Raw genomic sequence first — 23,481 nt, 5'->3', positions numbered from 1 at the left:
TTAAAACCCAATACAACTAATGAAAAAAATTATTCTCTTATCGCTTTTGTTGATTGTGACTTCAACAGTCTTTTCCCAAAGCCAATCAAAATCAGACATCAAAAATAAAGTCACCCTCTTCAACGGTAAAAACCTCGATGGCTGGTACACTTTTGTGCAAAATAGAGGACGTGACATTGATCCGAAAAAGGTATTCACTGTCCAGGATGGGATGATCCGGATTTCTGGTGAAGAGTGGGGAGGGATCACTTCCAATGAGGAATTTGAGAATTATCGGCTCATCGTTGAGTTCAAATGGGGCGGAAAAACCTTTGCTCCCAGACTGGAAAATGCCCGAGATTCTGGAATTCTCTTGCATTCAGTAGGAGAAGATGGAGCGTCAGATGGAATATGGATGCATTCCATCGAATGCCAGCTGATTGAAGGTGGAACGGGGGATTTTATTGTGGTTGGAGATGGAAGTGAAAATTTCAGCATTACGAGTCCTGTAGCTCCGGAAAAGCAGGGCAGTTCTTATATTTTTCAACCCGACGGGGAACTCGCAACTATAAATGGTGGCCGGATCAATTGGTATGGACGTGATCCAAACTGGAAAGATGTGATTGATTTCCGTGGTGCTCAGGATGTGGAGAAACCGGTGGGTGAGTGGAATAAAGTGGAATGTATAGTTGAGGGAAACGAAATAACGATTTACCTCAATGGGATTTTGGTAAATCATGCTTCCAATGTAAAACCAAGTAAAGGTCGCATTCAAATTCAATCTGAGGGCGCTGAGATATTTTTTAGAAAAGTGGAGCTGAGACCTTTGGCAAAGAAATAAGAATCAAAATGGAGGCACTTTAAAATATGTGTATACTCATGATTGCACGTAAGGATAAATTGAGGCAAGAACCAATCTGTCAAATAATCTTTCACCAAAAAATTTTCTGTTGAGCTTGTAGACGAACTCATTGAGGTAGTTCTGGAGATACTTATAAGTGATCATATGGTTAATCCCTAACAGTTTTCTTTTCAGATTGCTGATTGCCTAGTGTACCCATCTCAGGGTGCCATTGGTTGCTTCTTTTCCCAATACTACTGTGAAATGGGTAGCCACAATATCCTTTATATCAACGTAGACTGAGTTTTTTTCAGTAAAAAGCGCAATATCCCCTTCGGTATTTCTCTTAATAAAGCTGTTGACATGATGTCTGTCTACCTTTCCCAGTACTTCCATTTTGAAGTAGCCGCAGACTTTCCCGGATTTCCCGGTCTCTGGGTTTTCAACCGGAACGGATTCAGCAGCCACTGCCACTGATGCTTTCCGCTGGCTTCCTTTACCTCTTTTCACCTTACCGATTCTGCCTTCTTAGTAGCCACGGTAACAAAGCAATCATCGTATTCCACCATATCTGAAAGTGTGTATAGTGCATCTCTCTTGCCCATATAAACTCTAATCTTATGCATGAGCATGAATCCACTAATCTGACCCAGCGACTTTATTTCACAATCTGTCATTATTTGGCTATGTGCAGCTATGAGGTTACACATATTATGTTTTCTATTTAACTACAAAAAGTTAACCCATTCCTATTTGTTTTGTTTGGTATCTTGGTCAAATGCTTTAAAACAAATTTATTTTGACTAAAATGAGGTCTTGAAATAACTATTACTCTCTGACCTATTTTTAGGTTATCAATTTATAATCTTCACAGCTCAAACTTATATTCCTATTTATGTTTCGAAAAACCCAAAATCAAAAAATATATTTTGAACCTTTTTCTACCCTTTTGGTCTTAATCTCGACCTTACTCTGCTTATCATCTTGCCACCAAAAAACGGAAATGTTGGACGAAAACTTTGACGGATGGGAAATTTTCGGCGGAGCTATATGGGAATTTGATCAAAATGAATTAGTAGGAGTTGTAAAGGACAGCGCAGGATTTGTAATTACTAAAGATAAGTACACTGATTTTATCCTCGAATTAGAATTCAAACCAGATATTACTATCAATTCAGGGATTTTTATTCGCTGTCAAAACAAGAAATTAAGCTTTACAGAATGCTACGAAATCAATATCTGGGATCTACACACAAATCAAGAATTTCGGACTGGGGCAATTGTAAATAAAGCAGTACCGCTCAACTATGTGGAGACAACTGACAAATGGAATACCTATAAAATTCAAATTCAGGGAGATCATATTCAAGCTTGGATAAACAATGTACTGACAGCAGACTTAAAAGATAAAAGCCTAGCAGAAGGTTATATTGCTCTTCAAGCCATGGGAACTGGAGAGGTCCGTTTTCGAAATGTAAAACTTCAATCTCTTTAAGACGATAATTGAAATAGTTATTTTAAAATGTATTGTAGGCACTTTTGATTCATTGCTACCAATTTAATAATTCCTTTCCTTAGGAAATTTATTCAATAGCGCCTAGAGCACATAAGCTAAAAGAAATCCACAGCCTCCTTCGTATTCATCCAACCAAATACCAGCAATAATCCCCAAAACAAGAGATAAAAGCCAGCTTTTTCGAGATCAATAGTAACTGCCAACCTAGTCTTTCACTTGTAACAACCCTAAAGACTTTTTGATCTTTTATGAATTTGAGACTTAGTGAAAAAGCTATTATCTGTGTTTCATTTACCCAGAAAAAGCAATAGCCTTCCTTCTGCTATTGCTTGACATCTTGATCATTGGCTTTACTAGCAAATTTATTTTGACTAAAATCACATCATGAAAAAACCACTTTTCGCCGCCCTATTTATTTTCGCACTTTCCTCTACCCTTTCAGCTCAAACCTATTTCCCAGAAAAGAATAAGTGGGAAAGTAAAAGTCCCGAATCTATGGGGCTGAATGCATCAAAACTTAAAGCAGCCATCGACTTTGCTATCGCACATGAGAGTCAGGAAGATCCTAATCTGAAGATTGCGCACTACGAGGGCGGATTTGGACGTGAACCCTTCGGATATCCCGTAGGACCAATGAAAACCCGCGGTCCTGCTTCCGGGTTGATTATTTACAAGGGTTATGTCGTTGCTCAGTGGGGAGAACCCGATCGTGTGGACTTGACATTCTCAGTAGCAAAGAGTTTCCTTTCCACCACAGCTGGATTGGCAGTAGAAGCAGGTTTAATTGGTGACGAAAAGGATCTTGTTTATCCCTACATGGCTCCTATCTATCCGTATGATCCTAGCAAACTCAGCATCAACAAAGCGGATCACTTTGACCAGGATGATACTTTCGAACTCTTCGACACGCCGCATAACAGAACTATTACTTGGGATCATCTTCTTCGTCAGACTTCTGACTGGGAAGGATCACTCTGGGGAAAACCTGACTGGGCAGATAGACCAAGAGAGGGTGCCAAAGAAAAACGTGCAAGACCACAAAATGCTCCGGGCTCAGTATATGAATACAATGACACCCGCGTAAATGTGCTTGCTCTTGCTCTAATGAATATCTGGAGAAAGCCACTTCCTTCCGTGCTTAAAGAGAAAATCATGGATCCCATTGGCGCCAGCGATACATGGAGATGGACTGGCTATGAAAATTCCTTTGTGATCATCGATGGACAGATCATGCAGTCCGTCAGTGGTGGTTCGCACTGGGGAGGTGGCATGATGCTTTCTGCCTGGGATCAGGCGAGGTTTGGTTACCTGACTATGAATAATGGACAATGGGATGGAAAGCAACTGATCCCCACTTCCTGGATCGAAAAATCCAAAACTCCTACCCCAGCAAATCAGGGATATGGATTTATGAATTACTTCCTGAACTATGATCAAAAAGATATTCCAGCTGCACCTACTACAGCCTTCTCTCATATTGGAGCAGGCACTAATATGATCTATGTAGATCAGGAAAATGACTTAGTAATCGTCGCCAGATGGATTCCTGGAGGAGATAAGAATGAGTTGGTGAGGTTGGTCCTTGAGAGCTTGAGGTAGCATTGAGTTGAAAAGTTAAAGGTTGTAGATTTAAAGTGTTGTGAATCTCTTGGGCAATTCTATTTTTATTTCCAAAACAAAGTGGTCATTTCAACTTGGTTGTAATCTGAACCCCATTTAAAGTCTACTATGGAAACTTCATCATTAGCAAAAGATAAAGAAAAGCACTTGGCAGCCATAAAAGCTGTCACCTACATTCAAAATGGTCAAGTGATAGGACTTGGCTCTGGATCCACTGCCAATTACGCTATCAGAGAAATCGGCAAGCTTGTGCAGAATGGTTTACAGATAAAAGCTATTCCAACATCTAAAAAAACACAGGAACTCGCCGAGTCTCTATATATCCCCATCATCGACAGCAACAGTGTAGATTACATCGATGTCACCATAGATGGAGCGGATGAGTTCAATGATGAGATGGTGCTCATCAAAGGTGGCGGAGGGGCACTGCTGCGAGAAAAGATCGTTGCTTCCATGACACGAAAGAAAATCATTGTCGCTGATTCCAGTAAACCAGTAGCACAGCTTGGCTTGGTATTTAAATTACCAATAGAAGTAATCCCATTTGCTTGCAATTATGTAATGAATCAAGTCAGGGAATTGGGAGGAACGAGTAGCCTTCGTCAGAAAGAAGACAAAACTTTTGTGACGGATCAGGGTAATTGGATCTTGGATGCTGATTTTGGTCATATACAAGATCCCAAGTCCCTCTCCCATTCGCTTAATGGGATTGTAGGTCTAGTTTGCCATGGTCTGTTCATAGACCTCGCTGATATAATTATTGTTGGAAAAGGAAATACGGTAGAAACTATTCTTTTTGAAACAAGCTAATTCATCTATAATCAGAGCTGAGCAAGTCACTACACTTTTTAATTTATCAAGCCAATCATACGTATTAACAAGGACTATTTCTCAAAAAATGAGCAATAAGGCATCGAAATAGGTTTCAATTAAAAATTAAAACCTAACTTATCAGTCGTTCGTATTCTATCACAAACCATTGAAATTCAATGGAGAGAGTTTTTAAACTTTAAAGATTTACTATGAAAAAGGTACTTTTAATTACACTGTTGTCGATTGCTACCTGTCTGTCTGCATTTTCACAATCAGTAAGCTCGAAAAAATACGACTTGGTTTTCACCCACCCTACTACGGGAGACAGTCAGAAGGGTATACATATTAAAAACTCTTTACCCGCTGAAATACTATTAAACGATACGACCTACATAGGAAAACAGGATTCACTGGATGAGATTAGTTATCCTGATATGGGCGAAACTTCCCTCAATCTTAATCAAGATAATCTTGGCATTATTCTCAATACAGCTACCAATTATCATCTGCGAGTCTTTAAGCCAACTGGAAATTTTCCCATTCAAATCTACAGCCCTGACTCTACTAGGACTTATACACTTTTGATTAAAGAACACTAAGTGAATAATCACTGAAATGACTGAGTAACTCCCTACTCTTTCCAGCTACGGTTTGCTTTCTTTTGAGCTTGATTTTTCTTGGCTTTAAGTCGCTTTTCAATAGCCCCTTTTTTAGGTTTGGTAGCTTTGCGTATTCGCTTTTTATGAAAAGCTTTACGCAGCGAATCCTCAAATTTCCTGACCACCAGCTCTTTATTTTGAATCTGTGAGCGCTTTTCCTGAGACTGTAACTGCAATACTCCTTGCTGGTCAGTTTTTGTTTGAAGCTTCTCCAGAAGCATAATCTTTTCCTCCTCACTCAACTGCCGTGAATTTGGAATATCAAACTTCAGCTGAACCTTAGTTTCCACTTTATTAACATTCTGACCTCCAGCTCCTCCGCTTCTTGAGGTGATAAATTGAAGTTCACTAAGGAAGTCTCCCCTACTTATTCTTTGCTCTATATTTCCTTCAGTGTAATTCATATGTGATATTTTAATACAGTACTCATTTTCAAACGAGTATATGACCAATCAGCCCAGAAATAAAATTATGGGTAAACTTTTCAGCAAAAAAGAAAAAGTAAATACTAATTTGAAGTTTAACTCAACACTCAAACCCAAAAGACCATGAATAATAGAAGAGAATTTCTCATAAAATCAGCACTTGGTGTGGGCGGACTTGCATTAGCACCGTCTTGGCTACAAGGCGCTCCTGCGCTCATCAAGTCGCTTAATAAGCCAAATTCACTAATTAATGGTGTGCAAATCGGCTGTATCACCTACTCCTTCAGATCCATGCCAGATCAGAGCGCTGAAGCAACACTTCAATATGTACTAGACTCAGGTCTATCCGCAATCGAGCTCATGGGTGATCCCGCTGAATCTTTTGCCGGAAAACCTGTAAACCCTGTCAATATGCGGGAAATGTACCCGCTCATGTCAAAACAAAGAAAAGGCGAAGAACTCACAACTGAGGAGAAAGCTAAACTGGCAGATTTAACTGCTCAATCCGAAGCATACGGAAAAGAAGCTGCTGCATGGAGAAGTAAAGTTGGTACAGCTCCTTTTGAGAAAATGCGCAAAATGTATAATGACGCGGGAGTTAGCATCTATGCATTCAAGCCAAATGCCTTTGGAATGAATGCTACAGACGAAGAAATTGCTTACGGAATGACAGCTGCCAAAGCTCTTGGCGCCACACACGTCACGCTGGAACATCCATCAAACGATGCGCATACGCTTCGCCTAGGGAAGTTGGGAGAAAAATATAAGATGTCTGTAGGCTATCATGGACATGAGCAAGAAACGTTTACATTCTGGGATACTGCACTCGATCAAAGCAAAAGAAATGCGCTAAACCTAGATGCAGGTCACTACATCGCAGCTGGAAATACAGACCTTATTCCACTGATCGAAAAGCAACATAGCCGCATACTCAGCATGCACACTAAGGATCGTCAAACTCCAGCAAATGGAAAAGGAAATTTGGCTTGGGGAACTGGTGACACCCCTATCCCTGAACTTCTAAATTTGATCTCAAAAAACAAGTATAAGTTCCCGGCAACCATTGAGTTAGAATACCAGGTACCTGAAGGATCTGATCCTGTAAAAGAAGTTCAGAAGTGTGTTGAATTTTGTGAAAAAGCTTTAGCTTAGTATAGAATTTTGTTATCCATGAAGCTTTTCAAGCTATTTTTTAAAGCGGCAGTCTAAACACTGCCGCTTTTTCTCTTATACAAAAAAACCACAGCTCTCACTGTGGTTTTGTCGGTTTAGTTTTCTTTGGGATTACTTGGAGAACATGGTGAACATCCACATTCTTTTCTCGATATCGCCTACGAATTTGGTTAGCATATCTGCAGTTGCAATATCATCAGCTTCCTCTGCAGCTTTAGCTGCTTTTCTATGTGATTGGGCTAAAATCCCCAATCCATCAATTACGTGCTTCACGCATTCATCTCCGTCAGAGACATCAGTGATTTCCTTATGAATCGTATTTTTTAAATAGTCTGAATACGCATGCAAAGGCTTAAATCCAATCGTTACAATTCTTTCCGCCATCTCATCTATATTTTCATACAGCTGAGTATACAGTTCTTCGAACTTTACGTGAAGGTCAAAGAAATTTTCGCCTTTCACATTCCAATGGAATCCTCTAACATTTTGATAAAAAATGTGATAATCAGAAAGCAAATCATTCAGCTTGTCTGATACATTCTTCATTGCTTTAGTATCCAGTTTCAAATGGTTTGCAAGTGTTGCTTTAGTGGTAGTCATATGTGGTGTATTTTAAGATTTAACATTCTACAACTATACATCCAACAGGCATGCCATGAAAGGCATTACAAAAGGAATTAGTGTAGTAAAACGCTGTACAATATACTCTTTGGGATATTTTATTATAGGGAGAATAAAAACTAAGCCCCATCTTTTATAAGCTATTTGAAGTAAAAAATAGTATGAAAAAAAATCCCCAATTCGTTGAAGATTTTATATATTTTTGAACAAGTTATGTGGCAGGTAGTACCTCAGAAAAAACAAAATTTATCAATCTCAAACTATTTTGCGCCGCAGGTTAATTTGATTTGGACAAAAAAAAACCCGGAACAAAATCCGGGTTAGGTATTCAACTTTTCTTACAAATCGTATTGCTTCATTTTATTGAAGAGCGTTTTGCGATCTATTCCTAATTGCTTTGCTGCTTGAGTTCTATTGTATTTGACTTCTTCAAGAACTTTTTTCAAAACCTCCGCTTCCGCTTCAGCCGCAGCATCTTTAAGATTTAAAGGCATTTTAGAAGCCTTATTATCATTTTTATCTGAATCTGAGTCAGAGAAATTAAATTTCTGAGAATAAACAATCTCAGGAGGAAGGGCAGAAACTGACATTTTACCTCCATCAGTCAAAAGTGTAGCTCTACGAATGACATTTAACATCTCACGTAGGTTACCTGGCCACGGATATTCTTTCAGTACATCCATCACCTGCTCTTCAAAACCAAAGACTTTCTTATTCAATTCTGCATTTGACAGCTCTAAGAAATGGTAGGCGAATGCTTCTATATCTGCCTTTCTATTTCTCAATGGAGGTACAGTAATGCTAAATTCATTGAATCTAAAATATAGATCTTCTCGGAATTTACCCGCTGACACAGCTTTTCTAAGATCTTCATTAGATGCAACCAGAATTCTCACATCGATAGACTTATCCTTTGTCCCACCTATTCTTCTAAGTTTACGCTCCTGAACCAGTCTAAGTAGACCTACTTGTGTTTCATAAGAAAGATTCGAGATCTCATCCAAAAATATAGTACCTCCATCTGCCAACTCAAACTGCCCTGGTTTCTCAGCTAAAGCTCCTGTAAATGAGCCTTTTTCGTGACCCCATAGTTCACTTCCTGCTAGCTCCTTGGTCATCGCACCACAATCGACTGCGATAAAAGGCTTACCGGCACGCTCACTTTGATCGTGAATTGTACGTGCAATATTTTCCTTACCTGCACCGCTTTCTCCGTAGATCACGACGCTTAGGTTAGTAGGTGCTACTAGAGCAACTTCCTTATATAATTTTTTTGATTCTGCTCCAGTACCTTTCAGAAACTTGGAATCAGATTTCTGGCTTTTAGCTTCTGATTCCTTTTTCAGCTGAGTAGCTTTAGTGAAGGTTTGCGTATTAGATTTATTAGCTTTTGAGGCCGCAAGAGCCCGCTCGATGAGGTTAATAATTTCATCTGGAATCAAAGGCTTGGTGACATAATCAAATGCGCCATTTTTGATTACTTCGACTGCGATTTTCACATCGGCATAACCTGTAATAATTGCCACTTGAGTTCCAGGAGAAATCTCTCGTACTTTCATCAGCACGTCTCTACCCTCCATGTCACGCAATTTAAAATCACAGAAAATAAGATCGAAAAAAGTCTTTTTGACCATATCTAATCCATTCTTTCCTGAGATTGTAGTCTCAACATCGTAGCCCTTCTTGGTGAGAAATCGTTCCAAAAGTTGACAGATATCTATGTTATCATCAATTACGAGAATCTTAGCCATGATTTTACTTTGCGTTATTTGAATTAATTAATTGGCTCTGAACCACCTGGTCCAATCGAGCAATGTTGAATGGTTTACTGAGGAAGTCTAACGCTCCATATTGAATTGCTTCCATTTTTATTTCGTTGTGATCGAAGGCGCTCATCATTATTACTTTGGCCTGAGTTTTACCCGAATTGATATGCTTCAGTTCCTGTAACCCATTTCCGTCAGGTAAGTTAACATCTAAGAAAACTAGCTGAGGCTTAGATTGATTAAACAATTTTCTTCCTTCTTGGAGTGTTCCAGCAGAAATCACCGAAAACCCCTTTCTACCCAGAAACCTGGATAGTAAAGATCTAATTTCTGGCTCATCATCTATAACTAAGATTAGCTTATTATTCATCACATAATCTTCTACACTCTTCAAACTCGGGCACATTCATTCTGTCAATTGGGTATTATATCTAATTATTAAAGGATTAAATTATAAAAAAGGTGCGGCTAAAGGCCACACCTTTTCATGTTCTAAACCTATTTCATTTAACTTTTTCCACTTTATCTTTTGCTGACTGAAGTGCTAACTTTGTAGCTTCCAACCCGTCAGTTTTGGCCTCCAGTATCTTATTTTTCAAATCTCCTAGGATGGACTGAAAGTCTCCTAATAGACTATTTAACTTTTCTTTTTGAGGACCAAATTCTTCCTTGTTTTTATAAAGGTATGCTCCTACCATAGCGCCTGTTACTAATCCGCTAAGCCAAAGGGTCTTATTTATTGTTGATTTATTCATAGTGTTGTAATTGTGGTTGTTATTGATAGTCAGATTTTTTTGATCTCGTCGATGATTTCCTCTTTAGACTTACCGATTTTCTTCTGCAAACGGCCCCAAAGTTCATCTTCTTTTCCTTCAGCAAAAGTTAAATCATCATCTGTAAGATCACCATATTGCTGTTTCAGTTTACCTTTGAGGACGTTCCAGTTTCCTTTTATTTCAGTAAAATTCATGGTTTCGTTGGTTAAACATTTCAAATTTCCTTGATTACAAAATCAAGTAGCTAATTTGCTCTAGGCTATAGGGATCGACCTGAAATCAATCTGAACAGCACAGCAACAATAGCTAATACTAATAATACATGGATCAATCCTCCTGCACTGTAAGCAAATACTCCGACTAGCCAGCCGATCAGAAGAATAACTGCGATGAAATACAATAAAGAACTCATAGTTTTGGTGTTTAGGTTGTATGATTATTTCATATCTACTAGTTCAACAGGTGTGCCTTAAATGGGAATCTTACACAAAACAAGCTTAAATGAGTAAATTAGGGCTTAAAGGGCTATAATTGAACAAAAATGAAAGTAGAAGACGAATCTTATCGGGCAATAAATTCCCCCATTTAGGGAAATACCAAATGAAAAACGAACAAAACCCATCTATCAAACAAGTCAAAATTTACTCCATAGTAACACTGATCTTAATTGTCATTGGAAGCGGAGTCTCCTATTGGACGGCTGGTAGGATAGAATACTATACAGATGGTGTGATGCACACCTCTGATGTACTTCAACGCACGGATGAATTGTATTCAAGTATTTTGGAAAGAGAAACCAATATCAGAGGATATGTGCTGACTTCTAATGAAGAATTTTTAACCAACTATAATCAATCAAATGTGAATGCGGAGTTGCTTCTGATACAGCTACAGGCATTGACTATAGATAACACACTCCAACAAAATAATATAGAGGAACTAAGGGGACTGATCAATTCAAGAGTGAGGACTTTTGAAGCTTCAATCGAGTATATGAAAGAGCATGGTGACTTAGTAGGCTTCCTGGACCCCAATAAGATCAATAATGCTCTGAGCGGATATACGTTAATTAAAGACGTGGTTTTGCGGATCAATGATGTGGAAAACGGTCTCTTTCAGCAAAAAAACCAAAGTCTGATTAATAATATAAATGCACTCCCTTTTATAGTAGGGCTCATCTCAATTTTCTCTATTACCATTGGTTTAATGACATTTTTCTCCATTTATCAATTCAATAAAGCGCAACTCGCAGCTAATAAGGAGATCACGTTATTTCAGCAAAAGCTAAGAGACCAGATCAAACTGCTTGATGATTCAAATAAGGAGCTTGAGCAATTCGCTTATGTAGCTTCCCATGATTTGCAGGAACCTCTACGCAAGATCACAGCATTTTCTGATCTATTAAAAGAGCAATACGATGGCAAATTAGAAGGAGAAGGTGACCTATATCTAAGCAGGATTACAGCTGCAGCAGTTAGGATGAGGCGATTGATCACAGATCTTTTGGAATACAGCCGGGCAGGTAGAATCGAGAATGAAAAGGTGAAATCAGTAAAGCTTTCCAAAGTCATCGCAGAAATGCTGGAAGATTTTGAAATCGCAATTCAAGATAAATCTGCTAAAATAGCTGTCGGTAAATTACCGAAAGTAATAGGCTCTGAGACGGAGTATAGACAGGTGTTTCAAAATCTAATTTCTAACTCCCTCAAATTCTCTAAACCATCTGTCAATCCAGAAATCTCAATCACTTCTGAACAAGCAAGCGAAGAACTAATTAATAGCTATCCTAACTTAGACAGCAGTGCAAACTACTACTTAATCAAGGTTAGTGACAATGGAATTGGGTTCGAAAAAACGCATGTGGACAGAATATTTTCCATATTTCAAAGATTACATGGAAAGAAAGAATATGAGGGCACGGGAATTGGTCTATCCATCACCAAGAAAATAATAGAGAAAAATGGAGGTGTAATATTTGCAGAAAGCAGTGTAGGAAAGGGCTCAGTTTTCAATATAATTTTGCCGTATATAAAGCCTTAAATGCTGTATATCCCATCATATTTCTAAAGTATTTAATTTCCAAAATCGTGCTTATCTTATGAGTACAATTTAACCTCTGTTCGTCACAGACTATATGCTCATGTCTTTCGAGAAACCCATTCAAATCCTAGTCGCAGAAGACGATGAAGATGATAAATTATTAATACTAAAAGCCTTTGAAAGGACTTTGCCAAAGGAAAAAGTTACTTGCGTAGAAGATGGAGAAGCTCTTCTCAAGTATTTAAAGCGAAACCCTCCATATGATGATTTGGAAAAGTATCCCAAGCCGGATATTATACTTCTCGATCTCAACATGCCACGCAAAGATGGCAGAGAAGCACTCGCTGAAATCAAAAGCATCGATGAGCTAAAATCCATCCCTGTCATTATTTTCACTACCTCAAATAGTGTAGATGATATACAGACTACCTACAAAATGGGATCTAGTAGCTTTATTACCAAACCAGGATCATTTGAAGAATTAGTCAAAGTCACTGAAGAAATCGAAAATTACTGGTCAAAAACAGTGTTGTTACCAGGATAGATAAAAAATATGATCAGTACAGAAACTATAAGAATACTCTACGTTGATGATGATCCGGATGATTTCTTTCTGGTATCTACTTTGCTAAAAAGGATTACTGATACTACCTATGAATTAGAAGGTGCAACTAGCCTCGAAGAAGCCATTCCTAAGCTTAATCAAAACTTCGATGTATTTCTGGTTGATTACAGGCTGGGAAAAGATACTGGGCTAGAATTGATTCGCGAAATAAAATCTATCAGAAAGCATGCTCCAGTCATCATGCTCACCGGCATGAGTACTGGGGACATCGATAGAGAGGCTCTTACCCTTGGAACATCCGACTACTTAGTCAAAGGAGAATTCGACGCGCATATCCTAGATAGAACGCTGAGATATGCCATTCGCGATGCCCAATTGATAGAATCACTGGCTAGCGCAGCGGTCAAATTCCGATCAATTTTTGAGCTTGCAAGTGATCCCTTCCTTTTGATGGATGATGAAGGTGAAATTATTGAAGCTAATCCTGCATTTCTCAAGAAATTTGGAACTAAAGCTTTTGATCCTAACTCAGCAGAAAGCTTCTTTTTCAAAGACCTTTTTATTGAAGAATCTTCCCGCCAAGAGCTAGACGACCTGTTTTTTAAAAATCAGGAGATTTATGACATGGAAGCTCTGATGACAGTGGATCATGGACATACGATCAATAGTTTAGTAAGTATTGTAAAGCAAGACGTAAGCATTTTTCAGGTTTTGATCAAGGATCTCAGTGCGATCAAAGCCAAAGAAGAGGAAGAACTGAACCTAAAAAAATTCTCCTCAACTGGTAGAATCGCAAGGCTTTTAGCACATGAAGTTAAAAACCCTCTTACTACTATTCTACTATCTGCAGATCAACTGCATATGGAACTGCCTGAGTCCGTACTTGCTGAAAGTGGTGACTTAATCGATGTGATTCGTAGAAATTGTGATAGAATAAACCATCTCGTAACACAGCTTTTGGATAGCACTCGATTTACAGAATTGGATGCCCGAAGTCACTCGATCAACACCTTACTAGATGAAGCACTTGAGCATGTCAAAGACCGCATAGACTTTAAAGGCATAAGTATTCAAAAACAATATCAAACGGATATTTGCGACATACAGGTAGATGGCGAAAAGGTGAAAATTGCCTTGGTGAACCTAATCGTAAATGCAATAGAAGCCATACCTGAAAAAACAGGTAAGCTGCTGCTCAAAACAAGCATTAAGGCAAATCAATGTAGAATTGAGATCAAGGATAATGGGGAAGGAATTCCAAAGGAAAATCTAGAGCGCTTGTTTGAACCCTTCTTTACCAGCAAAGCCACTGGATCTGGACTTGGACTTACCAATACTCAAAATATTATTTTAAGTCACGGTGGCTCCATTCGGGTAAAAAGTGATGTAGGAAAAGGAACTTCCTTCCTGATTACTTTCAATCTTCCAGGCTGAGCTATATAATTAAGTAATTTCTGATCCCCTCTTTCGCTGAAATTGAGGGGATTTTTTTACCTTAAAAATCTTCTCACTGAATCTCACTCAAAGCCCTATCAAATGAGCATTAAGAAAATTTCTGGACTCTTATTTTTTGTATTCTGCACTTTTACCTTCGGCCTTGCCCAGAATGGCCCTATCAAATTACTAGAGACAAACCCTCACTATTTTGAATATAAAGGCAAGCCGATGGCTCTGATTACATCAGCGGAGCATTATGGGGCAGTTTTAAATCAGGATTTTGATTTTGAATCATATCTCCACACGCTGCATGAAGAAGGAATGAACTACACGAGGATTTTTATGGGGAGCTATTTCGAAATCCCATCCAAAAGCTTTTCTATCAAACATAATACGCTGGCACCTGAAGCGAGTAAAGTGATTGTTCCATGGATAATCAAAGCTGAAAATGGCGAAATAAAGTATGACTGGTCTTCCTCTAATCCAGCTTATTTTGAGCGGTTAGGTAAGTTTATGAAGCTAGCTGAGCAACTGGACATCATCGTAGAAGTCACACTTTTCTCCTCCATCTACAATGATGATCACTGGGAAATGAACCCTCAAAATCCAAAAAACAGAGCAGGTGAAACGGGAACATTGGATAGAAAATTAGTCCATACTACAGAAAATGGAGAATTATTATCACTCCAAAAATCCTATGTCACCAAGCTCGTCACCGAGCTGAATGGCTACAACAATTTCTTTTTCGAGATTCAAAATGAACCTTGGTCGGATCGACCATATACCGCTCTAAATATTGCCAATACCTATGCGATTGATGGACCAAACTGGCAAGCCAAAGTAGATCTGGCAGATGAAAAATCTTTGGAATGGCAAGAAGAAATCGCAGAAACAATAGCTACAGCAGAAGCTAATCTTCCAAAAAATCATCTAATCGCACAGAACTATTCCAACTTCAAGGCTCCTATAGCCTCCGTATCCAAGCATATTTCTATCCTGAATTTCCATTACAATTGGCCAGAATCTGCCACATGGAATTATCATTGGAATAGAGTGATTGGGTTTGATGAGTCAGGTTTTGCAGGCTCAGAAGATATGGTTTACCGCAGACAAGCTTGGGCATTTATGCTTTCTGGAGGCGGACTTTTCAATAGTTTGGATTATTCCTTTTTTGTAGGAAAAGAAGATGGAACAGGAGTCAATGAAGCGCCAGGAGGTGGAAGTACTGCATTGAGAAATGAGCTAAAAATTCTTTCTGAGACACTTCATTCCCTGGATTTAAAAAAAACCAAACCTGATCAATCAGCTTTGGTAGCTGCTCCAGGAATGACAGGCTATGTCCTAAGTACCGGAAATGAGAGTTGGCTGGTTTATTTGATTGATGCAGGAAAATCGACTTCACAAATTACAATTGGAGCTAAAAGCCACAATACCTTTAAGGTAGAAAGCATCAATACGCTGACTGGTGAGATCCAGGACCTGGGTAATTACGTCGCAAATAATCAAAAATTAGAATTCCCAGTTACACTGACAGAGGGTGAAATCGCTTTAAAAATCACTATTTCCAAAGACTTCTGATGATAGCGTTCCAAGGAAAATTGGCTGCGTTCGAGTTTAATCATTGGCAATACCACATTCCCATTTCAGATGAAATTTCATCTCAAATGATGGATGATAAACATCGACGAGTATTGATTTGGATAAAAGGTGAAGGACCATTTCACATGGCGCTGATGAAGGCCAAAGACTATTGGTATGTCTTGGTCAATCACGAACTCCGAACTCGATTCAATTTGGATGAAAAGAACCCTTTTACTATCAAAATTGACCGGGATCACAGTGAATATGGTCACGAAATGCCTGAGGAACTCCAAGTACTAATGGACCAAGATGAGGAAGGAGCTAACTACTTTAAAAGTCTCACGCCCGGAAAACAACGGATGATGGTCTATACTGTCACCAAAGTCAAAAGTCCAGAAAGCCGAATGAAAAAAGCACTCGCTATCATTCATCATCTCAAACTGGCAAAAGGCAAGCTAGATTACAAACAACTCAATGAGCTGATCAAGTATTACAATAAGTTATAGAAAATAGTATAGCCCTTAGGCGACATTTTGTATTTTAGAGTTTATTCAATTTTTCCCCTTACAATGAAGAAACTGCCAGAAATAAACTGTGATTTAGGTGAAGGCATGCCAAACGAAATACAAATCTTTCCTCTCATCGATTCAGCAAGTATCGCTTGCGGAGGGCACTTTGGAGATGAGAATTCTATAAGTGAAAGTATAAGTCTAGCCCTGAAACACAAGAAAAAAGCAGGTGCTCATCCCTCCTATCCAGATCAGAAAAATTTCGGTCGCAAGACAATGAAGATTTCTGATAAGGATCTACACAAATCAATATTAATTCAAATCTTGAAGTTCGAGCAACTCGCAGAAAAGGTAGGGCTACCTATGGATCATATCAAATTCCACGGAGCGCTCTATAATGATGCAGTTGCCAATTCAGAATTGGCGGATAGTCTGACCGATTTTATCGCTACATATTTTCACAATACTCCAATTTTTGCTCCTCCTCATTCACAACTGGAAAAGTTTATCATACAGAAAGGATTAAACGCTAGAACAGAGGTTTTCGGTGATAGGCGATATTTGGACAATTATCAATTGATGCCCAGATCTGTTTTTGGATCACACATGACCACAGAAGCTGAGATTTCTACCCATCTCAAAACTTTATTAGAGAATGGACATCTTCTTTCTGACACAGGAAAAGAACTCCAAATAAAAGCTGACACCGTTTGCTTTCATGGTGATAATCCAGGCATTTGCGATTTCTTGCCAATAATTCGAAAAAGATTCTGGTCATGAAACCTAGGTTCAAGCAAATCTCTCCGCTGATTTGTGAATTTGAGTGGGATTCAGCTGCATCCGATGAGTTGCTTCAATACCAATTAACGTTCAAGAAGAATCTACAGCAAGACTTCGATTCAGAGATTACAGAACTCCGGTTGGGTTTCAAAACCCTTGCTGTTATACTTTCCAATCCATTAAATTCCTCAGTGTTCGAAGACTGGTTGAACTCCATAAATCCTGAAGAAATCTCAAGTTCTCTTCCAGAAAAAATCTGGGAAATTCCTGTTTGCTACTCATTAGCCACTGGTCGTGATCTTAGTTCATTAGCAAAGCTTAAAAACATAAATCAAGAAGAGGTAATCTCATTACACACCCAACCACTTTATAGAATTCATTTCTACGGTTTTTTACCGGGCTTCATGTATTTGAACGGGCTCAAGGCAGAATTGCATACAGCTAGAAAAAGCATTCCCGATCGGGAAGTACCGGTTGGTTCGGTCGCGATTGGCGGATCACAAACGGGAATATACCCTTCTTCCAGTCCAGGAGGCTGGCATTTGATAGGACAAACCCCTATTTCTCTTTTCGATCCCAAACTACCCATTCCTGTATTTGCAGCGGCTGGCGAACGGATAGAATTCACCCCAATTACAATTCGGGAATTTGATCAATTAGCGAGGCATCCACGAAAACCGGAATTCAGATGATTAGGGATATTGGCTACTTGAAAATCCTGAAAACTGGGCCAGGTACATCTGTCCAAGATACAGGCAGAATTGGCTATGCTCAATATGGAGTTCCTATTTCAGGAGCCTTAGATTCAAAATCCTTTGCATGGGTGAATCACTTGTTGAAAAACAAAGATTCAGATGCTGTGCTGGAGATATGTCAACCTGGACTTAAACTTCAATTTGGTGCACCCACACTGATTTGCCTAGCTGGAGCAAAAGCAGCTATCAAATTGAATGGAGGTATAATTGCCAGTGATGGTATTTATGAAATCCGTGAAAGTGATCAATTGGAAATTGGTGCATTTCACCTCGGATCTGTACTCTATTTGGGAATCAAAAATGGTTTTCAATCAGATAAAATCATGAATTCCAGGAGTTGGTATTCGGGTATTACCAGTTCTCAATTTGCTAAAAAAGAAGATCAAATTCCATATTTTACAAATCAAGATTATCCTTCTTACACCGCTTCAAAAGTAAAATGGGATTTCAATTGGGCTCAGAAGAATGTCATCGAAGTGTTTGCAGGACCAGAATGGAAGTTATTAAACAAAAAAAGCCAGGAACTCATTGAATCAATGCAGTTTACCATCTCTGAACTCAAAAATAGAATGGCTGTCCAATTGTCAGAATTACTTCCCAACACGCTCCCTGAAATGGCTACTGCTCCAGTCTTTCCTGGTACAGTTCAGCTTACTTCTGGTGGCAAATTGATTATACTTATGAAAGATGCTCAAGTCACAGGTGGCTATCCTAGAATCCTTCAGTTTTCAGAAGAAGGACTTTCTGTTCTAGCACAGGTGCCAACTCGGCAAATAATCAAGTTCCAAATCAAAAAATCCCACTGAATCCATAAATTCTTGATTTTAACTAACTAGGTAAAAAAATCTACTTTTTGCCTTGAGGAAAGCAACAAAGCCTATTATCTTACACTTTAACATTGAACCCACTAACTCATGGATAATCCTTTAAAATCCCAAATTTTGTCTCAGGGTATGAACCCTGAAACTGTAGCACAACAGATTCAGCATTTTGAAAATGGGTTCCCTTTTCTAGAAATCACCGCACCTGCTACCCCAGGCAATGGAATCAAAGTTTTGAGCGACAAGGAGTTGAGACATTTCCTAAGTACTTATCCAGAAAAAGCTTCTAAAATAGAAGTATTGAAATTCGTACCAGCAAGTGGTGCGGCTTCCCGAATGTTCAAAGATCTATATGCTTTTTTGGAAGGTAACGGTGCCATAGGTGAATCCGTTTTTGTCCAGAAGTTCATGAACCATATTGAGAAATTTGCTTTTTACGAAGACCTGGATGAGCAGCTGGAAAGTCAGGAAAGTAGTATTTATCAGGCGATCGATACACAAAATTACAAGAGTATCTTGGCTGCTTTACTGTTGGATGAGGGACTTGGATATGGCAACTTACCAAAAGGTTTGTTGAAATTCCATCGCTACAAAAACGGCAGAAGAACACCTGCATACGAGCACCTTATAGAAGGTGTACAATATGCAATTGGGACAGGATCACTAGTTAAAATCCATTTTACCGTTTCTCCGGAACATACTGCCAAATTCAAAAAGGAGATTGAAAAAATACTACCTGGAATAGAAAAAGAATTTGGAGTCAACTTTGATATTAGCTACTCCCAACAAAAGAAGTCTACAGATACCATAGCGGTAAATACAGATAATACTCCCTTCATAGAAGAAGACGGAAGCATTCTTTTCCGTCCTGCTGGTCATGGAGCTTTATTGGAAAATCTAAATGACGTATCTGCTGACCTGATCTTTATCAAAAATGTAGATAATGTCGTTCCTGATCGATTGAAAGGTGATACTCAAAATTATAAAATGGCTATCGGGGGATTACTTCTGGAAGTTCAGGAAAAAGTATTCGAAGCCACAAGAGATCTAGATAAAGAAGAAACTGAAGAAACAGTCGCTAAAGCAGAGCAAGTTGCGATAAATGATCTAGGAGCAAAACTTCCTGAGAATTTCTCTAATCTATCAGTAGAAGCAAAAGCAGCTTTTCTAAAAATTAAACTCAACCGCCCAATAAGAGTGTGCGGAATGGTGAAAAACACCGGAGAACCAGGTGGTGGACCTTTCTGGGTTAAAGAAGATGATGGATCACAATCACTTCAAATCCTGGAAACTGCTCAGATCGACTTAAATGACTCTTCATCAAAAGAACATTTCAATGCCGCTACCCACTTCAACCCGGTTGACTTGGTGTGTGCTACCAGAAATTATAAAGGGGAATCATTTGATCTGCTAAGGTACCGTGATATGATGACAGGGTTTATCACTGAGAAATCTAAAAGTGGTAAGGATCTCAAAGCATTGGAATTGCCAGGACTATGGAATGGCTCTATGTCTGGCTGGAATACCATCTTTGTGGAAGTTCCACTGATAACTTTCAATCCTGTAAAAACAGTGAACGATCTCTTGAGAGACGAACACCAATAATTTCGGAATGCTGATTTCGGATTTCGGATAGTGCGGTAACCAAATCTGAAATCCGAAGTCACATATCCCAAATTAGATTACTCTTCCTTTTTGCCCTCGTACAAATCGTATTTCAACAAGCGACAATCAATGGTACCGTTCCAAAACTCTATTCTACGAGTCGCTTTTAAACCGATTTTTTTAGCAAGCTCAAGATTTCCAGTGAAGATATACCCTCTATATCCTGCGCATTTCTGTTTTAGGAAGTCCCCCATTCTCTTGTAAGTGATTTCCAATTCATCGTTCTCCCCTAGCCTTTCGCCATATTCTGGGTTGAACATAATCACTCCACGTGGGCCCTCAGGTATTTCTGTTTCCGCAAAATCACAAACCTGGAATTCGATCATATGATCCACTCCTGCCGTGATAGCATTCTCCTGTGCGAATGAAATTGCCTGAAGGGAAATGTCAGAAGCGATAATCTTCAGATCAGGTAGCTCCATGATTTTGCTTTCCAGCTTATTCTTCTTTGCAAGGAAAGCCTGCTCATCGTAACCCAAAATATGCTGAAAAGAATAATGGTCTCTAAAAAGACCTGGGTAACGCTTAGTAGCCATCAAAGCGGCTTCGATAGCCAACGTACCTGAACCACACATAGGATTAATAAAAGGAACACGGGTATTCCACTCCGTAGCATAGATAGTCGCAGCAGCTAAAGCTTCCATCATTGGCGCTTTTCCAGGAATCTTGCGGTAACCATGCTTTGCAAGCGTATCTCCTGAGGTATTGATGTAAACGATGCACTGAGTTTCTTTCCAATAAACCTGAAAAACCAAGCCATTGAAGTCAGAGCCAGAATCCGGCCTTCTACCTTTCAATTCACGAAAACGATCGACGATAGCATCTTTCACTTTCACATTTACAATCAGTGGGGTTGTGATACTTTCATTCTCCGCTACAGAATTAACAGAGAAATAACCATCCACATCCAGGTAGTCTTCCCAAGGAATAGACTTGAATCTTCTGTAGATGTCGTCAGCATTTCTCAGGTAAAAAGATTTGATTTCGTAGAGAACCTGGGAGGCGGTGCGTAGGTAAAGATTAAGATCCATGCACTCTTCCAGAGTGGCTCTTAATTCTATTCCCGTCCGAGTGACAGATTCCGGCACATAACCGAGTTCCCGAACTTCCTTTTCCAAATAAGAAACCGAGCGATCCTTACAGGTAATAAAAACTTTTCCTTTGAGGTTGAAATCAAGCATGCGCAAAAGTAATAAATGCCCATGACAAGTTCTTCTCAAATAGGGGGATGATAATTAAGGGCATTCCATATGGCCATTAAAAATAGATTATGATCATATGAAATCGAGCTTTACTTAAGGTCACAGAGAGAAATGATTATTTCTAGCGAGATTCCCTGTCCGACTGGAGTCAGCCGGGCGGGCATCTGACCATTAAAAAACAATTATAAAAAGATGAAATGCCCATGACAAGTACTTCTCAAATACAAAGATGATAATTAAGGGCATTCTCCCGAAAAAAATTCGGGACAGGCTATATGGCCTTTAAAAACAGATTATGATCATATGAAATCGAACTTTACTTAAAGTCATAGAGAGAAATGATTATTTCTAGCGAGATCGGGATGACCTCTAAAAAACAAATTATAACCAGATGAAAAATCAATGCATTCTTTTCCACTCTTACCTCAGGCATTGCTATTCATCATTATTTCAAGGATAAACTCGCAAACGATTGCGTAACTTAACAGGATTGCATTTGCGGCAATGGTACAAAAACTTGACTTTTATAATGAACAATAATACCTCAAAACTATGAAATACACCCGTACTATATTCGCGGTTTTAATCGCCTCACTCACTCTCGCCAGCTGTGCAGCAGAGCAGAAAACTGAAGATGGATGGACTAATTTATTCAATGGCAAAGATCTCAGTGGATGGAAGCCAGTAGCTGGTACTGCCACTTTTGAAGTAGTCGGTGAAGAAATACAAGGAACCTCAGTAGCTGGATCCCCAAATACTTTTCTTATCACAGAAGAAACTTATGGTGATTTTATACTTGAGCTTGATCTTAAAATAGAACACCTTTCCAGTAACTCTGGCGTAATGGCCCGAGGCCAGTATGACCCAGCTGCAAAAGATGGTAAAGGCTTGGTTTTCGGTTACCAAATCGAAGCTGATCCATCTGAAAGAGCATGGTCTGGTGGAGTATATGATGAAGCAAGGAGAGGTTGGTTATATCCTCTAGATCTAAATCCTGATGCAAAATCTGCTTTCAAAATGGGCGAATTCAACCATTACAGAATTGAAGCAATTGGCAATGAAATCAAAACTTGGATTAATGGTCAGGAAGTGGCATATGTTGTTGACGACATGGACAAGACTGGTTTTATCGGACTTCAAGTACACAGTATTCAAAAAGCTGAAGACGCAGGCAGAAAGACTTCATTTAAGAATGTAAAAATTCAAACTGAAAACCTTGAACCGAAAGCATTTAGCAAAGATATCTTTGTAGTAAATAACAGCTTAAACTCTTTGACAGAATACGAAAAAAGTAATGGCTGGAAACTGCTTTTCAACGGTCAAAATTCTGATGGATGGAAAGGTGCATATAAGGAGACATTCCCGGAATCAGGTTGGTCTGTCAATGATGGTCTTTTGACTATTGCAGCCACAGATGGCACCGAATCTACCAATGCTGGTGATATCGTGACCAAAGAGCAATTCTCAGCTTTTGACTTGGCTTTTGAGTTTAGACTTACTGAAGGAGCTAATTCAGGATTAAAGTATTTTGTCACTTTGTCTGAAGGAAATAAGGGTTCAGCTATTGGACTTGAATATCAAGTGTTGGATGATGATAATCATCCAGATGCTAAAATGGGAATAGATGGTAACCGCACCATGTCCTCTCTATATGATCTAATCAAGGCTGATAAAAATGCTAGATTCATCAAGCCAGTTGGAGAGTGGAACAAAGGCCGTGTGGTAGTAACTCCGGACAATAAAGTAACGCATTACCTTAATGGTGTGAAAGTACTAGAATACGAAAGAGGATCTCAAGAATACCGTGATTTAGTCGCGAAAAGCAAGTATGCAAAGTGGGATAACTTTGGCGAAGCTCCAGAAGGTCATATTCTTCTTCAGGATCATGGCAATGAGGTGAGCTTCAAAAACATCAAAATCAAGTCGTTAAAATAATT

The 23,481-nt window shown here is 39.0% G+C and carries 24 protein-coding genes and 1 pseudogene; 16 read left to right on the top strand and 9 right to left on the bottom strand.

The window, feature by feature from the left end:
• Positions 1-19: 19 nt before the first annotated feature.
• Positions 20-820, top strand: a complete 801-nt coding sequence (locus ESV85_RS06310) for a DUF1080 domain-containing protein (RefSeq protein ID WP_146915819.1) — start codon at positions 20-22, stop codon at positions 818-820.
• A gap of 36 nt (positions 821-856) precedes the next feature.
• Here the strand turns inward: ESV85_RS06310 and ESV85_RS22470 are convergent.
• Positions 857-1,461, bottom strand: a pseudogene (locus tag ESV85_RS22470) (IS1595 family transposase); the annotation flags it as partial.
• A gap of 362 nt (positions 1,462-1,823) precedes the next feature.
• Here ESV85_RS22470 and ESV85_RS06290 point away from each other — a divergent pair.
• The 4 genes from ESV85_RS06290 to ESV85_RS06275 all read left to right on the top strand — a co-directional run bounded on the left by ESV85_RS06290 (position 1,824) and on the right by ESV85_RS06275 (position 5,368).
• A complete protein-coding gene (locus ESV85_RS06290; protein ID WP_146915813.1) occupies positions 1,824-2,315 on the top strand; it encodes a DUF1080 domain-containing protein in 492 nt (163 codons plus the stop codon).
• Positions 2,316-2,720: 405 nt separating this feature from the next.
• Positions 2,721-3,935: a serine hydrolase domain-containing protein gene (locus ESV85_RS06285; protein ID WP_146915811.1), complete on the top strand. Its 1,215-nt coding sequence runs from the start codon at positions 2,721-2,723 to the stop codon at positions 3,933-3,935.
• A 129-nt stretch (positions 3,936-4,064) separates the two neighbouring features.
• Positions 4,065-4,766: a ribose-5-phosphate isomerase RpiA gene (gene rpiA / locus ESV85_RS06280; RefSeq protein ID WP_146915809.1), complete on the top strand. Its 702-nt coding sequence runs from the start codon at positions 4,065-4,067 to the stop codon at positions 4,764-4,766.
• Positions 4,767-4,978: 212 nt separating this feature from the next.
• Complete coding sequence (locus ESV85_RS06275; protein ID WP_146915807.1) at positions 4,979-5,368, top strand: hypothetical protein; 390 nt, start codon at positions 4,979-4,981, stop codon at positions 5,366-5,368.
• Between the two features lie 32 nt (positions 5,369-5,400).
• Here ESV85_RS06275 and arfB read toward each other — a convergent pair whose 3' ends face one another.
• Entirely contained in the window at positions 5,401-5,832 is a 432-nt protein-coding gene (arfB, locus tag ESV85_RS06270; RefSeq protein WP_146915805.1) for an alternative ribosome rescue aminoacyl-tRNA hydrolase ArfB, read from the bottom strand.
• A 144-nt stretch (positions 5,833-5,976) separates the two neighbouring features.
• On the opposite strand from arfB, the gene ESV85_RS06265 reads away from it, so the two are divergent.
• Positions 5,977-7,005, top strand: coding sequence for a sugar phosphate isomerase/epimerase family protein (locus tag ESV85_RS06265; protein ID WP_146915803.1), 1,029 nt, complete (start codon positions 5,977-5,979; stop codon positions 7,003-7,005).
• Between the two features lie 132 nt (positions 7,006-7,137).
• Here ESV85_RS06265 and ESV85_RS06260 read toward each other — a convergent pair whose 3' ends face one another.
• The 6 genes from ESV85_RS06260 to ESV85_RS06235 form a co-directional block, all read right to left on the bottom strand.
• Positions 7,138-7,626 (bottom strand): Dps family protein, encoded by a 489-nt coding sequence (locus ESV85_RS06260; protein WP_146915801.1) that lies wholly within the window; start codon positions 7,624-7,626, stop codon positions 7,138-7,140.
• A 359-nt stretch (positions 7,627-7,985) separates the two neighbouring features.
• Positions 7,986-9,398, bottom strand: a complete 1,413-nt coding sequence (locus ESV85_RS06255; protein ID WP_146915799.1) for a sigma-54-dependent transcriptional regulator — start codon at positions 9,396-9,398, stop codon at positions 7,986-7,988.
• Between the two features lie 4 nt (positions 9,399-9,402).
• Positions 9,403-9,783, bottom strand: coding sequence for a response regulator (locus ESV85_RS06250; RefSeq protein WP_191321948.1), 381 nt, complete (start codon positions 9,781-9,783; stop codon positions 9,403-9,405).
• 133 nt (positions 9,784-9,916) lie between these two features.
• Complete coding sequence (locus tag ESV85_RS06245; RefSeq protein WP_146915796.1) at positions 9,917-10,168, bottom strand: hypothetical protein; 252 nt, start codon at positions 10,166-10,168, stop codon at positions 9,917-9,919.
• Between the two features lie 29 nt (positions 10,169-10,197).
• A complete protein-coding gene (locus tag ESV85_RS06240; RefSeq protein WP_146915794.1) occupies positions 10,198-10,383 on the bottom strand; it encodes a CsbD family protein in 186 nt (61 codons plus the stop codon).
• A gap of 65 nt (positions 10,384-10,448) precedes the next feature.
• On the bottom strand, positions 10,449-10,601 hold the full coding sequence (locus ESV85_RS06235) for a lmo0937 family membrane protein (RefSeq protein ID WP_146915792.1): 153 nt from the start codon (positions 10,599-10,601) through the stop codon (positions 10,449-10,451).
• A gap of 188 nt (positions 10,602-10,789) precedes the next feature.
• On the opposite strand from ESV85_RS06235, the gene ESV85_RS06230 reads away from it, so the two are divergent.
• The 9 genes from ESV85_RS06230 to ESV85_RS06190 all read left to right on the top strand — a co-directional run bounded on the left by ESV85_RS06230 (position 10,790) and on the right by ESV85_RS06190 (position 20,282).
• Positions 10,790-12,229 (top strand): sensor histidine kinase, encoded by a 1,440-nt coding sequence (locus ESV85_RS06230; RefSeq protein WP_146915790.1) that lies wholly within the window; start codon positions 10,790-10,792, stop codon positions 12,227-12,229.
• Positions 12,230-12,329: 100 nt separating this feature from the next.
• Positions 12,330-12,773 (top strand): response regulator, encoded by a 444-nt coding sequence (locus tag ESV85_RS06225; RefSeq protein WP_146915788.1) that lies wholly within the window; start codon positions 12,330-12,332, stop codon positions 12,771-12,773.
• Positions 12,774-12,782: 9 nt separating this feature from the next.
• On the top strand, positions 12,783-14,228 hold the full coding sequence (locus tag ESV85_RS06220) for a hybrid sensor histidine kinase/response regulator (RefSeq protein WP_223275921.1): 1,446 nt from the start codon (positions 12,783-12,785) through the stop codon (positions 14,226-14,228).
• Between the two features lie 102 nt (positions 14,229-14,330).
• Positions 14,331-15,809: a hypothetical protein gene (locus tag ESV85_RS06215; protein ID WP_146915786.1), complete on the top strand. Its 1,479-nt coding sequence runs from the start codon at positions 14,331-14,333 to the stop codon at positions 15,807-15,809.
• Positions 15,809-16,318, top strand: coding sequence for a YdeI/OmpD-associated family protein (locus tag ESV85_RS06210; RefSeq protein WP_146915784.1), 510 nt, complete (start codon positions 15,809-15,811; stop codon positions 16,316-16,318). The genes ESV85_RS06215 and ESV85_RS06210 overlap by 1 nt, the downstream gene beginning before the upstream one ends.
• Positions 16,319-16,381: 63 nt before the next feature.
• Complete coding sequence (locus ESV85_RS06205; RefSeq protein ID WP_146915782.1) at positions 16,382-17,101, top strand: LamB/YcsF family protein; 720 nt, start codon at positions 16,382-16,384, stop codon at positions 17,099-17,101.
• Positions 17,098-17,793 carry a 5-oxoprolinase subunit PxpB gene (gene pxpB, locus ESV85_RS06200; protein ID WP_146915781.1) on the top strand — a complete coding sequence of 232 codons (696 nt, stop codon included), beginning with the start codon at positions 17,098-17,100 and terminating at the stop codon, positions 17,791-17,793. Before ESV85_RS06205 ends, pxpB begins: the two co-directional genes overlap by 4 nt.
• Complete coding sequence (locus ESV85_RS06195) at positions 17,790-18,662, top strand: biotin-dependent carboxyltransferase family protein (RefSeq protein ID WP_146915779.1); 873 nt, start codon at positions 17,790-17,792, stop codon at positions 18,660-18,662. The genes pxpB and ESV85_RS06195 overlap by 4 nt, the downstream gene beginning before the upstream one ends.
• A gap of 108 nt (positions 18,663-18,770) precedes the next feature.
• The gene (locus ESV85_RS06190; protein ID WP_146915778.1) at positions 18,771-20,282 is read left to right on the top strand and encodes a DUF4301 family protein; all 1,512 of its coding nucleotides are present in this window, start codon (positions 18,771-18,773) and stop codon (positions 20,280-20,282) included.
• A 77-nt stretch (positions 20,283-20,359) separates the two neighbouring features.
• Here the strand turns inward: ESV85_RS06190 and ESV85_RS06185 are convergent, their stop codons facing one another.
• On the bottom strand, positions 20,360-21,523 hold the full coding sequence (locus ESV85_RS06185; protein WP_146915776.1) for a class I SAM-dependent RNA methyltransferase: 1,164 nt from the start codon (positions 21,521-21,523) through the stop codon (positions 20,360-20,362).
• Between the two features lie 573 nt (positions 21,524-22,096).
• Here ESV85_RS06185 and ESV85_RS06180 point away from each other — a divergent pair.
• Positions 22,097-23,479, top strand: coding sequence for a DUF1080 domain-containing protein (locus ESV85_RS06180; RefSeq protein WP_146915774.1), 1,383 nt, complete (start codon positions 22,097-22,099; stop codon positions 23,477-23,479).
• Positions 23,480-23,481: the final 2 nt, after the last annotated feature.

Origin of the sequence: Algoriphagus aquimarinus (assembly GCF_007997215.1) — a bacterium.
Lineage (GTDB): Bacteria > Bacteroidota > Bacteroidia > Cytophagales > Cyclobacteriaceae > Algoriphagus > Algoriphagus aquimarinus_A.
The sequence above is the reverse complement of the archived record's forward strand: the minus strand, read 5'-3'. Positions and strand labels throughout refer to the sequence as shown.